Source organism: Neobacillus niacini NBRC 15566 (assembly GCF_001591505.1).
In the GTDB taxonomy this organism is placed as follows: domain Bacteria; phylum Bacillota; class Bacilli; order Bacillales; family Cytobacillaceae; genus Neobacillus; species Neobacillus niacini.
Window position 1 is genome coordinate 143,761 of the sequence record NZ_BCVA01000002.1, and the last position, 18,666, is coordinate 162,426.

The 18,666-nt window shown below is 36.1% G+C and carries 21 protein-coding genes; 15 read left to right on the forward strand and 6 right to left on the reverse strand.

The genetic code is table 11. From position 1 onward, the window contains the following. Positions 1-115: 115 nt before the first annotated feature. The 3 genes from BANA01_RS02635 to BANA01_RS02645 form a co-directional block, all read right to left on the reverse strand. A complete protein-coding gene (locus tag BANA01_RS02635) occupies positions 116-592 on the reverse strand; it encodes a YkyB family protein (RefSeq protein WP_411834770.1) in 477 nt (158 codons plus the stop codon). 132 nt (positions 593-724) lie between these two features. Continuing rightward, a complete protein-coding gene (locus BANA01_RS02640) occupies positions 725-1,603 on the reverse strand; it encodes a metallophosphoesterase (protein WP_063251539.1) in 879 nt (292 codons plus the stop codon). 186 nt (positions 1,604-1,789) lie between these two features. Further along, positions 1,790-2,578, reverse strand: a complete 789-nt coding sequence (locus tag BANA01_RS02645) for a C39 family peptidase (protein ID WP_063251540.1) — start codon at positions 2,576-2,578, stop codon at positions 1,790-1,792. A gap of 158 nt (positions 2,579-2,736) precedes the next feature. Between BANA01_RS02645 and BANA01_RS02650 the strand changes: the two genes are divergently transcribed. The 13 genes from BANA01_RS02650 to BANA01_RS02710 all read left to right on the forward strand — a co-directional run bounded on the left by BANA01_RS02650 (position 2,737) and on the right by BANA01_RS02710 (position 13,393). Then, a complete protein-coding gene (locus BANA01_RS02650; RefSeq protein ID WP_063251541.1) occupies positions 2,737-3,948 on the forward strand; it encodes an EAL domain-containing protein in 1,212 nt (403 codons plus the stop codon). A 68-nt stretch (positions 3,949-4,016) separates the two neighbouring features. Further along, positions 4,017-4,253: a hypothetical protein gene (locus BANA01_RS02655; protein WP_063251542.1), complete on the forward strand. Its 237-nt coding sequence runs from the start codon at positions 4,017-4,019 to the stop codon at positions 4,251-4,253. Positions 4,254-4,429: 176 nt separating this feature from the next. Continuing rightward, a complete protein-coding gene (locus BANA01_RS02660) occupies positions 4,430-4,924 on the forward strand; it encodes a DUF3993 domain-containing protein (RefSeq protein WP_063251543.1) in 495 nt (164 codons plus the stop codon). A 182-nt stretch (positions 4,925-5,106) separates the two neighbouring features. Then, positions 5,107-5,343, forward strand: a complete 237-nt coding sequence (locus tag BANA01_RS02665; protein WP_045515459.1) for a YkuJ family protein — start codon at positions 5,107-5,109, stop codon at positions 5,341-5,343. 111 nt (positions 5,344-5,454) lie between these two features. After that, entirely contained in the window at positions 5,455-5,907 is a 453-nt protein-coding gene (gene cbpB, locus BANA01_RS02670; protein WP_063251544.1) for a cyclic-di-AMP-binding protein CbpB, read from the forward strand. A gap of 51 nt (positions 5,908-5,958) precedes the next feature. Next, positions 5,959-7,467 carry an MDR family MFS transporter gene (locus tag BANA01_RS02675; RefSeq protein WP_063251545.1) on the forward strand — a complete coding sequence of 503 codons (1,509 nt, stop codon included), beginning with the start codon at positions 5,959-5,961 and terminating at the stop codon, positions 7,465-7,467. A gap of 109 nt (positions 7,468-7,576) precedes the next feature. Further along, the gene (locus tag BANA01_RS02680) at positions 7,577-8,461 is read left to right on the forward strand and encodes a LysR family transcriptional regulator (protein WP_063251546.1); all 885 of its coding nucleotides are present in this window, start codon (positions 7,577-7,579) and stop codon (positions 8,459-8,461) included. A gap of 73 nt (positions 8,462-8,534) precedes the next feature. Further along, positions 8,535-9,245 (forward strand): 2,3,4,5-tetrahydropyridine-2,6-dicarboxylate N-acetyltransferase, encoded by a 711-nt coding sequence (gene dapD / locus BANA01_RS02685; protein WP_063251547.1) that lies wholly within the window; start codon positions 8,535-8,537, stop codon positions 9,243-9,245. A gap of 64 nt (positions 9,246-9,309) precedes the next feature. Next, entirely contained in the window at positions 9,310-10,428 is a 1,119-nt protein-coding gene (locus BANA01_RS02690) for an N-acetyldiaminopimelate deacetylase (RefSeq protein ID WP_063251548.1), read from the forward strand. Between the two features lie 152 nt (positions 10,429-10,580). Further along, on the forward strand, positions 10,581-11,129 hold the full coding sequence (locus BANA01_RS02695) for a peroxiredoxin (protein WP_063251549.1): 549 nt from the start codon (positions 10,581-10,583) through the stop codon (positions 11,127-11,129). Between the two features lie 65 nt (positions 11,130-11,194). Further along, on the forward strand, positions 11,195-11,650 hold the full coding sequence (locus BANA01_RS02700; RefSeq protein WP_063251550.1) for a TlpA disulfide reductase family protein: 456 nt from the start codon (positions 11,195-11,197) through the stop codon (positions 11,648-11,650). Between the two features lie 112 nt (positions 11,651-11,762). Continuing rightward, positions 11,763-12,662 (forward strand): DUF4349 domain-containing protein, encoded by a 900-nt coding sequence (locus BANA01_RS02705; RefSeq protein WP_063251551.1) that lies wholly within the window; start codon positions 11,763-11,765, stop codon positions 12,660-12,662. Between the two features lie 71 nt (positions 12,663-12,733). Beyond that, positions 12,734-13,393, forward strand: coding sequence for a potassium channel family protein (locus BANA01_RS02710; protein WP_063251552.1), 660 nt, complete (start codon positions 12,734-12,736; stop codon positions 13,391-13,393). A gap of 37 nt (positions 13,394-13,430) precedes the next feature. Here BANA01_RS02710 and rnjA read toward each other — a convergent pair whose 3' ends face one another. The 3 genes from rnjA to def all read right to left on the reverse strand — a co-directional run bounded on the left by rnjA (position 13,431) and on the right by def (position 16,391). Continuing rightward, complete coding sequence (gene rnjA, locus BANA01_RS02715) at positions 13,431-15,098, reverse strand: ribonuclease J1 (protein WP_063251553.1); 1,668 nt, start codon at positions 15,096-15,098, stop codon at positions 13,431-13,433. 6 nt (positions 15,099-15,104) lie between these two features. Next, positions 15,105-15,314, reverse strand: a complete 210-nt coding sequence (locus BANA01_RS02720; RefSeq protein ID WP_063251554.1) for a DNA-dependent RNA polymerase subunit epsilon — start codon at positions 15,312-15,314, stop codon at positions 15,105-15,107. A 522-nt stretch (positions 15,315-15,836) separates the two neighbouring features. Then, on the reverse strand, positions 15,837-16,391 hold the full coding sequence (gene def, locus BANA01_RS02725) for a peptide deformylase (protein ID WP_063251555.1): 555 nt from the start codon (positions 16,389-16,391) through the stop codon (positions 15,837-15,839). Between the two features lie 148 nt (positions 16,392-16,539). Here def and BANA01_RS02730 point away from each other — a divergent pair, with 148 nt between their 5' ends. Then, complete coding sequence (locus BANA01_RS02730) at positions 16,540-17,205, forward strand: YkyA family protein (RefSeq protein ID WP_235847046.1); 666 nt, start codon at positions 16,540-16,542, stop codon at positions 17,203-17,205. Positions 17,206-17,547: 342 nt separating this feature from the next. Further along, a complete protein-coding gene (pdhA, locus tag BANA01_RS02735) occupies positions 17,548-18,663 on the forward strand; it encodes a pyruvate dehydrogenase (acetyl-transferring) E1 component subunit alpha (protein WP_063251556.1) in 1,116 nt (371 codons plus the stop codon). Positions 18,664-18,666: the final 3 nt, after the last annotated feature.

Here is an 18,666-nt window from a genome sequence, read left to right on the forward strand (position 1 = left end):
TTCCATTGCTTTCATCAATACCTTTGATTATAAACAGATTTATAGAAATATTCTACTGGACAAAATAATTCCAACAATAAAAAACACGTAAAAAAGACGGATGAGTCCGGCTTTTTTACGTATATCTTTCCCCTAACTTTTTAAAGATAGGTTTTTGATAGGGGCGGTTTTTTTGTTGGTTTGAGGGTGGCTGCTCGATTTCTTTAATTCCAGTATATGTCTGTAAAACCGATTTTGCCTGGCTTAGTGAAAGTGAAGATTTTGGATTCCTTACGCTGCCATCTAACTTGCCCAAATGAGGCAGTTCAGCAAAATCAGACTTGGTAGGAGGAATATGAAAGGTATAATGACCACATTCGACAAGGACGTCAGATTGTTGTTTACTATTACGTGGGTTTTGGGAAAAATGAAGGCCAATTTTTTTTGCTTTTCCTTCTTCTATTAATTTTTTTAATGATTCATGCTTTAATTTGTATAAAAATTTGGGGTTTGGAGCTGTTTTTGCATGGCGATTAACAATAAAGAGAGCTTGTGAGAGGTTATCGATTGTCAGCTTTCCTTTTGTATGGGGGTGTTTTCTATCATCAGTCAAAATAGGTACTCCTTTTATTTTTTATATTGTTCTATCTTTATTATTATTAATTGTAAAATAGAAATACAAGAAAGTAAAAACATTATTGTAAAAAACAGAAAAATCCTTATCCAATCACTGGCAAGGATTTTCTTAATTTGTTTCTGATGAAGTGAGAGTAAATACAGTTAATTCAGGTACTGCTAAGAATCGAAAGGGCAGACGAGTAGTACCAATTCCTCGATTTACATATAACGATAAGGGATTGTCCTGGCCAATCGTATAGAGGCCCTCAGGATAGTTCTGTGCGAATGGAGGGATTACGAGTGCACCGACAAAAGGTATTTTTACCTGTCCCCCGTGGCTATGTCCGCTTAATTGCCAATGTATCCCATAATTTAAGGCTTCATCTGCAACATCTGGAGCATGTGATAACAGTAGTTTAAATGAATCTTTAGGGACCTGCTTCATGGCCGTTTCCAAGTTGGGTTTTCCCAGCATACGGTCGTCTATCCCTAGGAGAGAAATAGAGGTACCGTCCTTTTGTTTAATAAGCAAAGACTCGTTTAGCAGGACAGTAAAACTTGATAATTCCATTAGGTTTCGATAGATTTCTGACCCATAACCGCCATGATCATGGTTTCCGTAAATACAATATTTACCGATTTTGGCATTTAAATGCTGTAAGATAGGGGCGACTTTATTTATTTCATTAAATTTATTTGGCTCGTCCAATAAATCTCCTGTAAAAAAAATTAAGTCAGGCTCGAGTTGATTAATTTTTTTTGCCAATTTTTCAAATTGGTTAATATTATAATGAAAACCTAAATGGGTATCGCTAAATTGGACAATTTTAGTTCCGTTAAAACTAGGAGGAATTAAGGAATGTCTGATTTCGAGCCTTTTGATTTCTAAAAGTGAAGGTTCAATTCGATTGGCATAAAAGTAACCGCCTGAACCAAGACCGAGAACAGTTAAGAACGTGCCAAAGGTACGTTTTAAGAAGGTTCTCCTTTTTATTTTTTTGGGCATATTTATCCTACCAACCTATCTCCAAATTTTATTTGTAAATTAATGAGGGTCATTCGTATTTTCTTTAAAATTGGTTCCTTTTGCAAGTAATATGATAAATGAAAATATATAAAAAAGATCTATACTAGTTCATATTCTAAAATGTAAAAAAAATACATAAGAGCAGCCATTTTTTGGCTGCTCTGTCTATCTATAACTAATTGCCCTGCTTTGTAAAGCCTTCCAGGATTCAATAAATTGATCTTTATTTACCCTAGCTTGTTTTTTGCCAGAAAGTGGATCATTCAAATATACAAAGTCTGAATCATAGCCTACAAGAACTACTGCATGTAGATCAAGAGGTGTTTTTATCAATTGCTGCCCATGAGTCCATGACTCCCAGCGATCAGGTAACCGATAATCACCTGTTGTCCAAACAACTACGGGATAACCAGCAGAAACATGCTCTAGAACCCGTTCAAATGGCTGATTTGTTAAATTAATTGCTCTTCCTGGAAGTTTTTGGTTCACTAATGCCTCCATTGGTTTATCGAAGACGGCATACCCTGGTGTCCTTCCTGTCATATCTCCAACGAAACCATCTGCGGGATTGCCCCAATTTAATATATCGCCATTTCCCGCTCTTCTTATAGGGTCGGGATCTTTTTGAATGGAACGATATAAATCCATTTTGTCTGTGTTTACACCTGCATGATTTAATACCATGGCAAGGCTTGTTACTTCACACCCATATTTGAGCTCCGGATTTTGTTTTATTAATACAACGTCTAGCATTATAGAATCCTTTTTAGGTGGGTGATGGTTTACATGCGAATGATTAATGGCGGGATTCCCCGATCTTTTGATTGCTGGGCTTGGTACTTGTTCGTATATTTCATTATAGCTTTGTTTCTCTGGTTTTTGTGAAGCTGTATCGTCTGTATTATTAAATCCAAAAAGTGGAAGGATTGAAGCCATCAAACAAAGTTTTTTCAAGAGGTATCCCCCAATCATCTGGAATTAGTTTTATCATTTGGTTGTTTCTGTTTTGCTATAATGGTTCCTTTTGGAAAAGAACAAGTTATGCAAGTTAAGCGTATTGTATATAAGGGTATGGTATAATGAGGAAAATCTTTTTTGCGGAGGGTACTTGAATGGATGCATTGGATATCCTAACGGATCTTGAAAATGTCATTCCTTATTTTCAACCAATTTTTAGTGCCGATGAGCAGCGTGTTATCGCATATGAAGTTTTAGGCAGATATCGATCGGAAGGTAACATCATAAGCTTAGGTCAATTTTTTCTTGATGACCAAATACCAGAAGAATATAAATATGAAGTTGATCTGCTGTTAGTTCAGAAAGCGTTAGACCTTGCAATCGAACTAGAAGATGATGTCAGTTTCTATTTGAATCGTGATGCCGATTTACTCATGTATCGACATGGAGAGCCATTTCTACAGGAACTGCTGGCTTTTGAAAAAAGAGGATTGAATTTAAAGAGAATAGTCCTTGAAATTTCTGAAGGTAAATATAAGGGTGATTTGGCTCAGTTAGATCATTTATTACAGTATTATCGTACGTATGGCATAAAGGTTGCGATTGCCAGTATTGATAGTGATACCAATTACTTTGAGAGAATTGGCCAATTAAATCCTGATATCATTAAAATCAATTTACAAGCACTGAAATCTAACGCAACCGCATCAAGCTTTACGGATGTTCTATTTTCTCTGTCATTATTAGCTAGGAAAATTGGTGCTACATTATTGTTTGAAAATATAGAAATGAGTTATCAGCTTCAATTTGCATGGAAAAATGGCGGGAGATATTACCAAGGTTTTTATCTTCATCCACCTGCACCGAAGTTTATTGAGCGGGAATTACTAAAAGATCGATTAAAAGGGAAATTTCATGAATTTATTGCTTATGAGAAAAGAAAGCTTGAGGCCATTTATTCAGCCGCTGAGTATTTCCAAAATAAAGTACAAGACATCCTTGTAAAGAATAAACAAGCTAATTACGAGGATTTATTTACTTCACTTGTAAAGGAAATGGATGGGATTGCATTCCGAATGTATGTATGTGATGAGGATGGTTTTCAAAAATCCTCAAACATCTTTAAAGGAGAAAACGGCTGGTTTACGCAAAAAGAATATATCCTAAAGAATTGGAGCTGGCGTCCATATTTTTTAGAAAATATTATAAAAATGAGGAATGGAGGCAAGGGCATTCTTTCGGATTTATATAGTGATATCGAGTCTGGGGAAACAATTCGAACCTTCTCTATTCCTATAAATGGGAATGACTATTTATTTATTGATATTAGCTATCAGTATTTATTTGATCATGACCAGTTGTTATAACTTAAATTGCATAGAATGGTTAGGGCGGTGGAAACTTAATATTAACTTTATTAAAGGAGAAATCGCTCATGAATCTATTTGTTAATGCACTCTCCATCGTTATTGTAGGTATTCTTGCGGTTTCGCTTGTGTATACATTGGTTATTGCCAGAAAACAAAAAACTGCAGAAGGAGATATTGATTCCACTATCCCTAAGCCAGTACAAAAACATATCTATCTTAGCAATCCGATATTCGTATCATATGGTATATTTTTTGCATTGGTTCTCTTTATCATCCTTTTTTGTGTAATTAGTTTTTTTTGATAGGGCCTCTTTAAGAGGGCCTATTTTTTATAAAGATTTTTCGAGTGGTTATTAATATAAATTGTGGATAAATGTCATTTGCTGCTGTTTTTTTGAGATTTATTTATACGTTTCGTTGGAATATTTATTGTTAAAATGAATATTAACAAGTTTTTGAAAGACAGGGGGAAAAGAAATTGAAGAAAACTTTGCTAATACTCCTTATAGTGCTATTATTAATACCTTTGTCTCCAAATGCAAAAGATAGTTTAAGTAATAAAAACGATGTTTTTAGATTCCTCCAGGAAGCATTTCGGGCTCAAATCTCTCTTAGTGATCAAACTAGAACAAAAGAAGAAATTATTGATGTTTTAAGCCCTTATTTCTCTGATAAATATCAAAAAATGTTTTGGGATGAGAATATATTTAAAGAAGAGGGGAAATTTGTTACCTATGGCTCGGATTTTGCATTTTATTATATTCCCTTTTTCCATTTTTCTGATGAAACAAAAGTAGTCATCTCCCCTGAAAGGATTTATGTTCTTCAATTTTTTCCATCAACTACCGATGGTCCTGTAAGTTATGAAGACCATTATGAGGGAGTAGTATTAAAGAAAATGAATGGCGGCTGGAAAGTAGATGAATATTTATATAATAATATCCCTAAATCGATTATAGATAAAGCCTATTGAAAAAAAGTTTCCCATTTTTTTCATTTTTGCTTGGACAAATGCTCTCTGTTATTTTATTCTTTTAATATTGGCATATTTTCTACCTGAGATTATTACTGGAAATAATCGATAAGGATAGAAATAGGCTAAAAGAGAAACATAACAGTAGAAAGTTTGCTTGTGTTTGAAAGGAGACGGAGCATATGTCACAGCTTCAAGGGATATTAACCCGGTTAAAAAACCTTCAGGAACAGTCTAATGGAGGTGAACCGGCACAACGCTATTTCGAAGTGAATGGTGAAAGAAAGTGTCAGGTTACATTTCATCCAAAAACAGAAACATTTGAATTGGAAATATATAATGAAAAGGAAAAGCCAAAGCGTTATCAATTTGATAATGTCGACATGATCACGATTGAAATTTTTGATCTAATCCAGTAGGAACCGATTTCGGTTCCTATCTTTTTCTGTTTTTTTATAAAAAAACCCAGTTCTCCGAAAACTATGGTAGAATATACATGTGGTATAACAAACATTGAGGAGTTTTCGGCGATGATAAGTCTTCACAGTGGAGAATTTTTAGAGATAGATATTCGGAAATTAATGATTCCATCTGAGCGTGTTGCTCATGTACAGGTTGGAAATAATCTAGAACACGCCTTATTAGTGTTAACGAAGAGCGGATATACAGCGATACCTGTACTAGATCCTAATTATAAATTACACGGTCTAATTAGTACCCCAATAATAATGGATTCGATTCTTGGACTTGAAAGAATAGAATTTGAACAACTTGAAAAAAAGAGAGTGGAAGAGGTAATGAATACATCAGTTCCGCGTGTTAAAGTAACTGCTTCCATTAAAACCTGTTTAAGGCTCTTAGTAAATCATCCTTTTCTTTGTATAGACACCGAGGATGGTTATTTCGAAGGTATTTTGCCTAGGAGTACAGTGTTAACCCAGTTAAATTTAGCTATTAATAAGATGAATAAAAGTGATAAATAAGGCTCCCAAAAGGGGGCTGTATTATTTTCCAGAGAAAGTAGAGGTGTGAAAATGGGTGCTCCGGTTTCCCAGTCTAAAAAAGGGCAGACAAATAGACCGCTGGTTCTAGCAGCAGTCATGCTTGCGATGTTCATGGGAGCAATAGAGGCAACGATTGTTTCGACAGCCATGCCGGCTATTGTGGCTGACTTGGGCGGCTTTACTCTCTATAGTTGGGTTTTTTCTGCTTATCTATTAATGAATGCGGTAACGGTACTAATTTATGGTAAATTATCAGATTTATTCGGTAGAAAACCTATTCTCTTTATCGGAATTATCATTTTCCTAATTGGATCCATTCTTTGCGGATTTGCCACGTCAATGGAATCACTTATTCTTTTCCGATTAATCCAAGGATTTGGAGCGGGAGCTGTTACGCCTATTGCTACGACGATTGTGGGCGATATTTATTCAGCTGAAGAGAGAGCAAAAGTCCAGGGTTACCTTGCAAGTGTATGGGGAATTTCTGCCGTTACGGGTCCAGCAGTCGGTGGTTTACTGGTTCAGTATGTGAGCTGGAAGTATGTATTTTGGATAAACATTCCACTCGGGATCCTTTCTTTAATTGGTATAGGAATCTTTTTGCACGAAAATGTTGAAAAGAAAAAACACGAAATTGATTACATAGGTGCGTTTCTATTAACCATATCAATCTCATCATTAATGTTTCTACTTGTTGAGGGTGGAGGACGGTGGTCCTGGGTCTCTTGGCAAATCTTAAGTTTGGCAGTCCTATTTATTATTACCATTAGTATCTTTGTTTTTCATGAAGGCCGTGTAAAAGAACCAGTCATGCCATTTAATATATGGAAGGAAAGGTCTATTTTTGTAGCAAATGTTACTAGTTTAACGACGGGAATTATGTTGATTGGGATTTCCAGTTTTCTTCCTACATTTGTTCAAGGGGTAATGGAACAATCACCGATTGTCGCGGGCTTTACGTTAACAACCATGTCAATTGGCTGGCCAATTGCGTCTACATTTTCAGGAAAGATGTTAATTTCTATGGGATACCGAAAAACATCCCTTATTGGGGGTGCAGCCTTAATCATAGGAAGTTTGGTATTTGTAACAATGACTTCTTCCTCAGGACCCCTCTGGGCGGCTGCTGGTTCCTTTATTGTTGGGTTTGGTATGGGCTTAACGTCTACTGCTTTTATCGTTTCTATACAAAGCACCGTAGGCTGGCAGCAAAGAGGAGTTGCAACTGCAGCAAATATGTTTATGAGGAATCTAGGCAACACAATAGGTGCTGCTTTACTTGGAGGAATTCTCAATAATCGGCTTGCAGACTACCTTCGTGAAAATGCGGGCAGTACTGATGAAAAATTAACAGTGGATTCTGCAAACTTATTATTAAAGGAAAATGAACGGGCAGATTTACATATATCAGTGAAAGAACTGCTCCAAGAAGGTCTAACGCAATCCTTGCATTGGGTATATTATGTTGTACTTGCCTTTGCTATTATAAGTTTAATCCTGATAACTTTCATTCCAAAACAAAACCGCGGCTCTGCATAAATGTGCAGAGCTTTTTCTAAATAAAAAAATGCAGCTTAATAATGAAAAGTTTTAATTTTCTCTATATAATAAGATGGTGATGTTTACTAAAGTATAAAGGTGGATGGTTTTGTCCTCTATATCTGAATTTCACTTATTATCTGTTTTAGCTCAGGAGATGAATATGCGTAAAGCCGCAGAGAGGCTTTTCGTATCACAGCCAGCGTTGTCACAACGTCTTCAAACCATTGAGAAAGAGTGGGGAACTAAATTATTTATCCGCTCACAAAAAGGACTGGCACTTACTCCAGCAGGTGAACATGTCATTCAATTTGTAAACGAGGTTCTGGTTAAAGAAGAAAAGGTTCGGGAAACGGTACACTCCCTTCAATCTGGAGTATCAGGAACATTGAAAATAGCAGTGGCCTCGATCGTTGGTCAAAATTGGCTCCCTCCCGTCTTAAAAAAATATAGTGATACGTATCCACAAGCAAAAATATCACTTATAACTGGCTGGAGCAGTGAAATATTGAAAAGTTTATATGATGATCAAGTACATATTGGTATCATTCGAGGAATGCCAGATTGGAAAGGCGTTAAAATTAAACTATTCAGTGATCCGCTCTTTTTAGTTGATCGAGATATTACCAGACCCGAACAGTTATTGGAAACAGACAGACCTTTCATTCAATTTAAAAGTGATTCTAATTATTATCAAGAGATACAAGATTGGTGGATGCGCCAATTCAAAACCTCACCCAAAAGAACAATTCTTGTCGATCAAATTGAGACATGTAAGCAATTAACCTTTAATGGTTTAGGTTATTCGATCTTACCGGGTATAACTTTAAATAATAGTGAAAAAGAAATTTATAAAATTCCGTTATTAGATGAAGATGGTAATGCACTTCAACGAGATACATGGTTACTAGCATATGAGTCGTCATTTAAACTCAAACAAGTGCAAGCGTTCGTGGATCTCATTAAAGAACATAGCAGTCAAAACAGCAGATGATTATGTTCATTTCTCTTGTTTTCAATACTTTTGTTTGGTAAAGTAAATTTTAATTATATTTGGAGGTAGTACTATGAAAATGATGGATGCAAATGAAATTATTTCTTTTATTCAAAACAGCAAAAAGGCAACGCCAGTAAAGGTTTATGTAAAAGGTGATTTAGAAGGTATTGATTTTGGAAGTGATTCTAAAACTTTTATTAATGGTAATACAGGTGTTGTTTTTGGAGAATGGTCAGATATTAACCCAGTGTTAGAATCAAACCAAGCGAAAATTGAGGATTATGTAGTTGAAAATGACCGCCGCAATTCAGCGATTCCATTATTAAATACAAAAAATATTAATGCTCGTATTGAACCTGGAGTGACGATTCGTGACCAAGTAGAAATTGGAGATAATGCCGTAATCATGATGGGTGCTGTTATTAATATTGGCGCAGTTATTGGTGAGAAAACGATGATAGACATGGGTGTTGTTCTCGGCGGAAGAGCTACTGTAGGGAAGAACTGTCATATCGGTGCTGGAACAGTTTTAGCTGGTGTGATTGAACCACCATCCGCACAGCCTGTTATAATAGAAGATGATGTGTTAATAGGTGCGAATGCAGTGGTTTTAGAAGGAGTTAGAGTGGGACAAGGATCAGTAGTTGCTGCTGGTGCAGTCGTTACAAAGGATGTTCCTCCGTTCACAGTCGTAGCTGGCACTCCTGCTAAAAAAATTAAGGATATAGATGAGAAAACAAAATCAAAAACAGAAATTATGCAAGAACTTCGCCAGCTATAAATCTAAGACAAAGTAAAGCGTGGATAATCTCCACGCTTTCTTTCTAGTAAAAGGAGTGAAAGAAATGAACCCTTTTGTAAAAATTCGCCGTGAACTGCATTTAATACCCGAATTGGGTTTCCAAGAACATAAAACACAAGCTTATTTATTATCGTATATTGAAAACTTATCACAAGAGAGAATATCCATTAAAAAGTGGAAAACTGGACTCTTTGTTAAAGTTCAAGGTTTGAATCCCAGAAAAACCATTGGTTATCGCGCAGATATTGATGGGCTGCCAATTGTGGAAGAAACGGGATTAGAGTTCTCTTCAACCCATGAGGAACAAATGCATGCCTGCGGACACGATTTTCATATGAGTATCGCGCTGGGTGTTTTAACACACTTTGTCAATAATCCAATAGAAGATAATATTTTATTTATTTTTCAACCTGCAGAAGAGGGACCGGGCGGAGCAGAACCAATGCTAAAATCCGACATTATGAAGGAATGGAAGCCCGACATTATTTTTGCTTTACATATCGCACCAGAATATCCTGTCGGAACGATTGCGCTTAAAGAGGGGCTATTATTTGCGAATACCTCAGAGCTATTTATCGACCTAAATGGGAAGGGGGGCCATGCTGCTTATCCCCATTTAACAAATGATATGGTAATAGCTGCTTGCTCGCTTGTCGGTCAGCTTCAAACGATTATTTCTCGGAATGTTAATCCATTAGATAGTGCAGTCATTACGATTGGAAAAATCACTAGTGGAACCGTTCAAAATATTATTGCTGAGAAGGCTAGACTTGAAGGAACAATTCGTACACTTTCTGATGATTCAATGGCTAAGGTGAAACAACGAATAGATGCCGTTGTAAAGGGGATAGAGACTAGTTTTGAATGTGAAGCAGTAATTGATTATGGTGCGATGTATCACCAGGTTTACAATGATGAAAAAATTACGAGAGATTTCATACAATATATGAGAACACAAACCACGATTGATGTCATTGAATGCCAAGAAGCTATGACAGGTGAAGATTTTGGCTATATGTTGAAGGAAATTCCCGGTTTAATGTTTTGGCTCGGAGTTGATTCGCCATATGGACTGCACCATGCCAAATTAAATCCAAATGAAAAGGCCATAGAAGTCGCAATTGATATTCTCACTAGCTATATTACGTTTCAAGGAAATTAAGTTTCTTTCTAAAAAGCGTTTCGTTTTATTCTTTTGTATAATAATGTTAAACTGAAAATTAGAAAAGATTGTTACATATCGTCGTTTATTCTTTATTTAAATAGGGTAAACCAATTAAGGGACTATTATATTACAAATTGGAGGGGTTAGATATGCCAGAACGTATGGTAGCGAAACAAGCACCTAGATTTGAAATGGATGCAGTATTACCGAACAAAGAGTTTGGAAAAGTAAGCCTTGAAGAAAACATGAAAAATGAAAAGTGGACTGTGTTGTTCTTCTATCCAATGGATTTTACTTTTGTATGTCCAACAGAAATTACTGCGGTATCTGATCGTTATGAAGAATTCGATGATCTTGATGCAGTTGTTATTGGAGCTTCAACTGATACAATACATACACACCTTGCTTGGATTAACACAGAACGCAAAAATAATGGCCTTGGTGAGCTTAACTATCCATTAGCTGCAGACACTAACCATGTTGTTGCACGTGACTATGGGGTTTTAATCGAGGAAGAAGGTATTGCACTTCGCGGCTTATTCATCATCAGCCCCGAAGGTGAGTTAATGTATTCAGTTGTTAACCACAACAATATCGGCCGTGATGTCGATGAAACATTACGTGTCCTTCAAGCATTACAAACTGGTGGTCTTTGCCCAGCTAACTGGAAACCAGGACAAGCTACACTTAACGCTTAATTCTTACATTTAAAACGATAGACCTAACCATTGGTGTTAGGTCTTTTTTAAAAAGGGGATATATCATGAAACTACGTGAATCAATGCCAGAACTAACCGGTGCAGTTGAATGGTTAAATGGAGAAGTAACAAGAGAGGATCTAGTGGGTGATAAACCTACACTTATTCATTTCTGGTCAGTCAGCTGTTACTTATGTAAAGAAGCTATGCCGCAAGTTAATCAATTCCGTGATGAATATAAAGATAAATTAAATGTGGTGGCAGTGCATATGCCTAGGTCGGAAGAGGACCTAGATATAGAGCAAATCAAGCAAGTTGCAGCAGAGCATGAAATCATTCAGCCAATTTTTGTTGATAATGAACATAAACTAACGGAAGCATTCGAAAACCAATATGTCCCGGCATATTACGTATTCGACCGTGAAGGCAAACTCCGACATTTCCAAGCAGGAGGAAGCGGAATGAAAATGCTTGAAAAGCGAGTCAACCGTGTACTCGATGAAATGGAAAAAACTGAATAAATGATTAAAGGACTGTTCGTTATACAACGAACAGTTTTTTTGCGTTTATAGTTGTAACCAACCCAATTATTTAACGTCCGTATTTATAAATAGATAAAAGGGGGTTACACAAATGAAAAAGGTATTCAGATTAATTGCTTTCATTTCTCTGGTGCTTTTTCTAGCTGCTTGCAGTTCAAGCAGTAAAAGTGAAGATACAAAAATGAGTAGTGACAGTAGTGTGGAAATGGATTCAGCTGCTAAGGAAGAAAAATCACAACTATCACTTGATAATAATGCTAGACAAGAGAAAACAGCTCCTGCAGAGTTAGAAGCCCCTAGCCAAATGGTTATTTATCAAGCCGATTTACAGCTTCGTGTTAAGAAATTTGAAGATACCTTGCAAAATATAGAAGAACAAGTGATAAAGTACGGGGGTTATATCTCACAGTCTAATGTTTCTAAGGATGGTATAGAACAAGTAAGCGGGCAAATTACTGTTCGCATTCCCCAAAAGAATTTCCAAGCCTTTTTGCATGATGCCGAGGGGCAGGCAGCTGAGGTTCTACAAAGGAATATTACTGGTACGGATGTCACTGAAGAATATATCGACCTTGACTCACGAATGAAGTCAAAAAGAGTTGTGGAAGAGCGTTTAACATCATTCATGCAATCTGCACAAAAGACGGAAGATCTTTTGAAAATTTCAGCAGACCTTGCCACAGTTCAAGAGGAAATCGAAACGATTCAAGGAAGAATGAAATATTTAGAAAATCAGACTGCATTATCGACCGTTCATTTATCACTTTTTGAAAATAAAGTTATAGTCCCAAATCTTGATGATGAAGATCTTAATACTTGGGATAAGACCAAAAAACAATTTATGAAAAGTACTAACTTCCTCTTAGCAGCTATTTCAGGTTTATTTGTTTTTATAGTTGGTAATATACCAATCATAGTTATCATTGCAGTGGTTGCTGTTTTTATTTACCTATCTATCAAAAAGACAAGGAACCATAATGGTAACGGATAAATAAGTATATTCAACTAATTTGGATATGCTAAAATAAAAATGGTTAATTGATTTTGCTGGGGGAGTTTTTAGTGAGGAAGAATTTTGCAGTAATAGGACTTGGCCGTTTCGGTGGCAGCATTTGTCGTACTCTTTCCGATGAAGGATTTGAGGTATTGGCAATCGATAAAAATGAAGAAAGAGTAAATGCCTTTGCTATGATAGCATCTCATGCTGCTGTGGGAGATACAACGGATGAGGCTGTATTAAAGAGTCTAGGTATTCGAAATTTTGACCACGTTATAGTTGCGATTGGAGATGATATTCAATCTAGCATCTTAACCACGTTGATCTTAAAAGAATTAGGGGTAAATCATATTACCGTTAAAGCACAAAATGATTATCATGAGAAAGTACTAGTGAAGATTGGCGCTGACAAGGTTGTTCACCCTGAACGAGATATGGGCAGAAGAATAGCTCATAATATGGCTTCAAGCAGTGTTTTAGATTACCTGGAGTTATCAGATGAACATAGTATTGTTGAAATTTTTGCAAACAGTAAGATTAGCGGTCATACCATCATTGATTTAGACATTCGTAAGAAATATGGATTAAATATTGTTGCCATTAAAAGAGGTATGGATATCATCGTATCTCCAAAGGCCAATGAAGATATCAGAGCAAACGATGTATTAATTGTTATTGGTACAGATGAAGATATTGATCGTTTTGAACGTAAGGTAATGCAATAAGAAAAGCGGAAGTCCCTTAGGGTGCTTCCGCTTTTTCTTATACTTCCATAATGATTGGTAAAATCATTGGTCTGCGTTTCGTTTTTTCGTAAAGGAATGGTGCTAATGTATCAGTGATTTCATTTTTAATTTCGGACCATTGACTTGTTTTTCGTTCCATTACCTTATTTAAGTGCTTAGTAATTAGGTTTTGAGCGTCGTTAATTAAGTCGCCAGATTCTCTCATGTAGACGAAACCTCTAGAGATAAGGTCCGGACCTGAAGCAATCTTGAAGTCTTTCATGTTAATGCTAACCACTACAACGACTAATCCTTCTTCAGAAAGAATCCTTCTATCACGTAGAACAATATTCCCAATGTCACCAATACCGCTGCCATCAATATAAACAGAGCCTGAAGGGATTTTCCCTGCTACTTGCGCGCTGTTTTCAGAAAGAGCTAATACTTCACCGTTGTCCATAATAAAACAATTCTCTTCTTCAACGCCACAGTCTACTGCTAATTTAGCATGCATTCTTTGCATTCTATATTCACCGTGAATTGGCATAAAAAATTTCGGTTTGATTAAGCGAAGCATTAACTTTTGTTCCTCTTGACCGCCATGTCCAGAAGTATGGATGTTACTGAGTTTACCGTGAACAACTTCAGCACCTGCTCTAAACAACTGGTTAATCGTCCGATTTACACTAATTGTGTTCCCTGGGATAGGTGAAGATGAGAATACAACGGTATCGCCTGGAATAATTTGAATCTGTCTATGCGTCCCATTTGCGATTCTAGATAATGCGGCCATAGCTTCACCTTGGCTGCCAGTACATAGAATCGTTACCTTGTCTGCAGGAAGTCGGTTAATTTGATTGGCTTCGATAAACGTTTCTTTTGGTGCATTTATATAGCCAAGCTCTTGACCGATCGTAATAGCCGACTCCATACTGCGGCCAAAAACAGCAACTTTTCTTCCGTTGGCAACTGCTGCTTCCACTACTTGCTGCAGTCTGTAAATATTAGAAGCAAAGGTAGCGAATATAATGCGGCCTGAGACCTTTCGGAAAATGTCATCAATGCTTTCGCCAACAAGACGTTCAGACATGGTGAATTCGGGAATTTCACTATTAGTACTATCTGACAATAAACATAGTACTCCTTCTTTTCCGATTTCAGCCATTTTAGTTAAATTAGCCGGTTCACCCACTGGTGTAAAATCAAATTTAAAGTCGCCAGTATGCACGACTTGTCCTGGCGGAGTTTTTACAACGATACCGTATGAATCTGGGATACTATGTGTTGTTCTGAAGAAAGAAACAGATGTCTTTCGGAACTTGATCACATCATCCTCTTGAATTACATTTAACTTTGCCGTTCTCAAGAGCCCATGTTCTTCAAGTTTATTTTTAATAAGTCCTAGGGCAAGCTTACCGCCATAAATCGGAATATTTACTTCACGTAACAAATAAGGAATACCGCCGATATGGTCCTCGTGTCCATGGGTAATAAACAATCCTTTTATTTTATCTTCGTTCTTTACTAAATAGGTATAATCAGGAATAACATAATCAATACCTAATAGCTCATCCTCTGGAAACTTAATCCCCGCATCAATCAGGATGATTTCATCCTGAAATTGTACTGCATATGTGTTTTTTCCGATTTCGCCCAAACCACCTAAAGCAAAAACAGCAGTTTGGTCATTTTTTACAAATTTCATAAATTATCAAATCTCCAATACATTAAAATCTTCATTTTGTTTTTCATATTCTAAAAATGCTCCGCTTACTTCTTGCACCATTTCAACATTGTATCCACGATTTTGAATTTTTTTTCGTACATCCCTAACAGATTCTCCTTCTACATAGAGAACCTTTGTTTTCTCTCTAACTGGAACTTCCTTGATGTTTTCTTGAAAATAAACTTTAAATACCATAATAAATCGCTCCTTAATCGATCATGACTTTTTCTATTATATAAAATAATTACATTTTTTTCATGTAAATTCACTTTTCACCTAAAAAGTAAACGCTTGGACCTATTAGAAAAAATATGTAAATAATACACTGATAATCAATTTACAATAAGGAAGGAGCCCTTCGCAAGTTTGAAGGGCTCGAAAAAAGTTGTAGTTAGGCAATTGATTTTTTTCGCAGTAAATCGTTCCACTGTTTTAAGAGCTTCTTTCTTAGCTTCTTTAACATAGTGGATCATCTCCTTACTTCCTATTTTAAACGATCCTTGTCCAATGTAAAGCAAGCCACGACATTATTGTAGATTTTTTTTTATTCAATCATTTTTATACTAATATTATATGGTATATACAGGATTTCTCTCATGGATAAAGATGGAAGAATTATGAAAGTTGATATAAATTGACAGATGGAACGGATGGTGAAAATATGGGAACTTAAATAAATAAAAAATACGCAAGGCTTGGGAGCACTTGCGCATTTTTTTATCTTTCAATAGCTATGGCACCTTCAATCGGTTTGAAAGGATCTTGTTTATTGATATGATCATAAAACATAATCCCATTTAAATGATCAATTTCATGTTGAAAGCAAATCGCTGGAAGACCCTTTAAACGAAGTTTAACCTCTTCGCCATCAAGCGTGATCCCTTTTACCGTAATTCGAGCAAACCTTTCCACATATCCCGGGATTTCCTCGTCTACAGAAAGACATCCTTCTCCAGAAACCAAATAAGCTTTTTCAACAGAGTGACTGATAATTTTTGGATTATACAATCCGTAGCTATATAAGTTCCCTTTTTCATCATGAAGATGAACCGCAATCATGCGTTTTGAGACATTTATCTGCGGAGCAGCTAAACCGATCCCAGGACGTAACCCATATTGAGAAGATATTTCAGGATTTTGGCTATTTTTAACATATTCCAAGAGGCTTTTAAGTATTTCTTTCTCTTCATCCGATGGCGGCATAGTTACTTCAGTCGCTACTTTTCTTAAGGTAGGGTGGCCGTCTCGAATGATATCATTCATCATTAACATGATTCCATTCACTCCTGTTTAAAAACTAAAGATATTGATATTCATTAGTCTATCAGACAATTCGCGAAAAGTTAATTGTTGCATGAGATATTGTCGAACATAATAAGTACAGATATAGTAAGAATGTAATCATTAAGGGGGTTGCGAAGTGTTAAACGTTAGAATGAATCGTATTATTTTTTCTATTTTCGCCATTAGTTTTTTATTAATTGGATGTGTTAGTAAAGAAGAGACAACTGAAAGAATGTACCGAGCCTTAGAAAACGTCGTAAAAGCAGAAGAAGTTTTTGAAGAGCAGCAAGAGCCCCTTGTAAAGTTAGAAAAGAAAGAAAAAGAAATATATGATCGGATAATGGATCTTGGTATAAAGCAGCATGATGAGATTGTTAAGCTTACAGACGAAGCACTTTCAATTATTGAACAGAGAAGAGATCATTTACAAAAGGAAATCGACAGTATCAATGACTCAAAAATAGAATTTAAGCAGGTTGAAGATATAAAGAATGAAATAGACGATACTGAACAAAAGAAAAAAGCTTCTGAGCTAATAGAAATAATGCGGAATCGATATAAAGTACATAATCAACTTACGAAGGAATATAGAAGTGCATTGGAAAATGATAAAGAATTATATCTGATGTTAAAAAATGAGAGTGTTTCATACGAACAGCTAGAAGAGCATGTTACGAATTTAAATACTATTTATCAAATGGTATATGATGCAAATGAAAAATTTAATTCATTAACCGTACAATATAATGAGAAAAAACTTGAATTTTATAAAGAATCAGGACTAAAACTTGAAAACGATTAAAAAATCGACCTCGCTGGTCGATTTTTTTTGTTGTTGAAGTAAATATATTAATATAACAGAATCAAATTGATTGTGATACAGAAGTTTTAGATAGATATTAAGTTATTATTATTTCCATGTTGTAAAATTATTAAAACATAGTATTTGACGAGTGTATGGAGTTGATGTAAACTCAATATGGAATTAATTATTGTACTATTAATTATTTGAAAAATTATAGTACAGAACAACAGATTACGAAAGTAAAGCAATCGTTAATGTTGTTTAAGGTTTTTGGGTAATCTAATATGAGTGAATTTATTTTTTTACATTATTGTAATGAGAGAAAGGAAGATGTGACGAATGGCATCTAAAACTCAAAATGCTCAGCTCGATGCTAAGAAAGTACTCGAAGCTGTAGAAAATCAGTTTACAACGCTTCAAATTTTAAATGAAGAAGGCGAAGTTGTTAATGAAGCAGCAATGCCTGAAATAAGCGACGAACAGCTTCAGGAATTAATGCGCCGTATGGTTTATACTCGTATCCTTGACCAGCGTTCTATTTCTTTGAACCGCCAAGGACGTCTTGGATTCTATGCACCAACTGCGGGGCAGGAGGCTTCACAATTAGCTTCTCAATTTGCTCTTGAAAAAGAAGATTTTATTTTACCTGGCTATCGTGATGTTCCACCAATCGTATGGCACGGTCTTCCATTATATCAAGCATTCTTATGGTCCAGAGGTCATCTAGCAGGCGGACAAATTCCTGATGGAGTGAATGTTGCGATTCCTCAAATTATTATTGGTGCGCAATACGTTCAAACTGCAGGTGTAGCCCTAGGGTTCAAAAAACGTGGTGTTAAAGCTGTTGCCCTTACATATACAGGTGATGGCGGAACATCTCAAGGTGATTTCTATGAAGGAATGAACTTTGCAGGTGCATACAACGCTCCAGCAATTTTTATCGCCCAAAATAACCGTTTTGCCATTTCAACTCCTGTTGAAAAGCAAACTGCAGCGAAAACACTAGCTCAAAAAGCTGTTGCAGCTGGTATCGTTGGTATTCAAGTAGATGGTATGGATCCATTAGCAGTTTATGCTGCTGTTCGTGACGCACGTGAGCGTGCTATTAACGGAGAAGGACCTACATTTATTGAAACGTTAACTTACCGATATGGTCCACATACAATGGCCGGTGATGATCCAACACGTTACCGTACTGCTGAATTAGATAATGAATGGGAAAAGAAAGACCCATTAGTTCGTTTCCGTAAATTCCTTGAAAAGAAAGGCCTATGGAATGAGGAAAGAGAAAATGAAGTAATCGAGCAGGCGAAAGAAGAAATTAAAGCTGCCCTTAAACAAGCAGATGCTGCTCCTAAGCAAAAGGTAACGGATTTAATGAACATTACGTATACCGACATGCCAGACAGCTTAAAAGAGCAATATGAAATTTATTCAGCAAAGGAGTCGAAGTAAGTC

What these genes read in the sequence shown, in the direction of transcription:
- BANA01_RS02640 (WP_063251539.1), bottom strand. Translation starts at nt 1,603, where the DNA reads ATGCCCAAAAAAATAAAAAGGAGAACCTTCTTAAAACGTACCTTTGGC.
- BANA01_RS02650 (WP_063251541.1), top strand. Translation starts at nt 2,737, where the DNA reads ATGGATGCATTGGATATCCTAACGGATCTTGAAAATGTCATTCCTTAT.
- BANA01_RS02655 (WP_063251542.1), top strand. Translation starts at nt 4,017, where the DNA reads ATGAATCTATTTGTTAATGCACTCTCCATCGTTATTGTAGGTATTCTT.
- BANA01_RS02665 (WP_045515459.1), top strand. Translation starts at nt 5,107, where the DNA reads ATGTCACAGCTTCAAGGGATATTAACCCGGTTAAAAAACCTTCAGGAA.
- cbpB (WP_063251544.1), top strand. Translation starts at nt 5,455, where the DNA reads ATGATAAGTCTTCACAGTGGAGAATTTTTAGAGATAGATATTCGGAAA.
- BANA01_RS02675 (WP_063251545.1), top strand. Translation starts at nt 5,959, where the DNA reads ATGGGTGCTCCGGTTTCCCAGTCTAAAAAAGGGCAGACAAATAGACCG.
- dapD (WP_063251547.1), top strand. Translation starts at nt 8,535, where the DNA reads ATGAAAATGATGGATGCAAATGAAATTATTTCTTTTATTCAAAACAGC.
- BANA01_RS02690 (WP_063251548.1), top strand. Translation starts at nt 9,310, where the DNA reads ATGAACCCTTTTGTAAAAATTCGCCGTGAACTGCATTTAATACCCGAA.
- BANA01_RS02695 (WP_063251549.1), top strand. Translation starts at nt 10,581, where the DNA reads ATGCCAGAACGTATGGTAGCGAAACAAGCACCTAGATTTGAAATGGAT.
- BANA01_RS02700 (WP_063251550.1), top strand. Translation starts at nt 11,195, where the DNA reads ATGAAACTACGTGAATCAATGCCAGAACTAACCGGTGCAGTTGAATGG.
- BANA01_RS02705 (WP_063251551.1), top strand. Translation starts at nt 11,763, where the DNA reads ATGAAAAAGGTATTCAGATTAATTGCTTTCATTTCTCTGGTGCTTTTT.
- rnjA (WP_063251553.1), bottom strand. Translation starts at nt 15,098, where the DNA reads ATGAAATTTGTAAAAAATGACCAAACTGCTGTTTTTGCTTTAGGTGGT.
- BANA01_RS02720 (WP_063251554.1), bottom strand. Translation starts at nt 15,314, where the DNA reads ATGGTATTTAAAGTTTATTTTCAAGAAAACATCAAGGAAGTTCCAGTT.
- def (WP_063251555.1), bottom strand. Translation starts at nt 16,391, where the DNA reads ATGTTAATGATGAATGATATCATTCGAGACGGCCACCCTACCTTAAGA.
- pdhA (WP_063251556.1), top strand. Translation starts at nt 17,548, where the DNA reads ATGGCATCTAAAACTCAAAATGCTCAGCTCGATGCTAAGAAAGTACTC.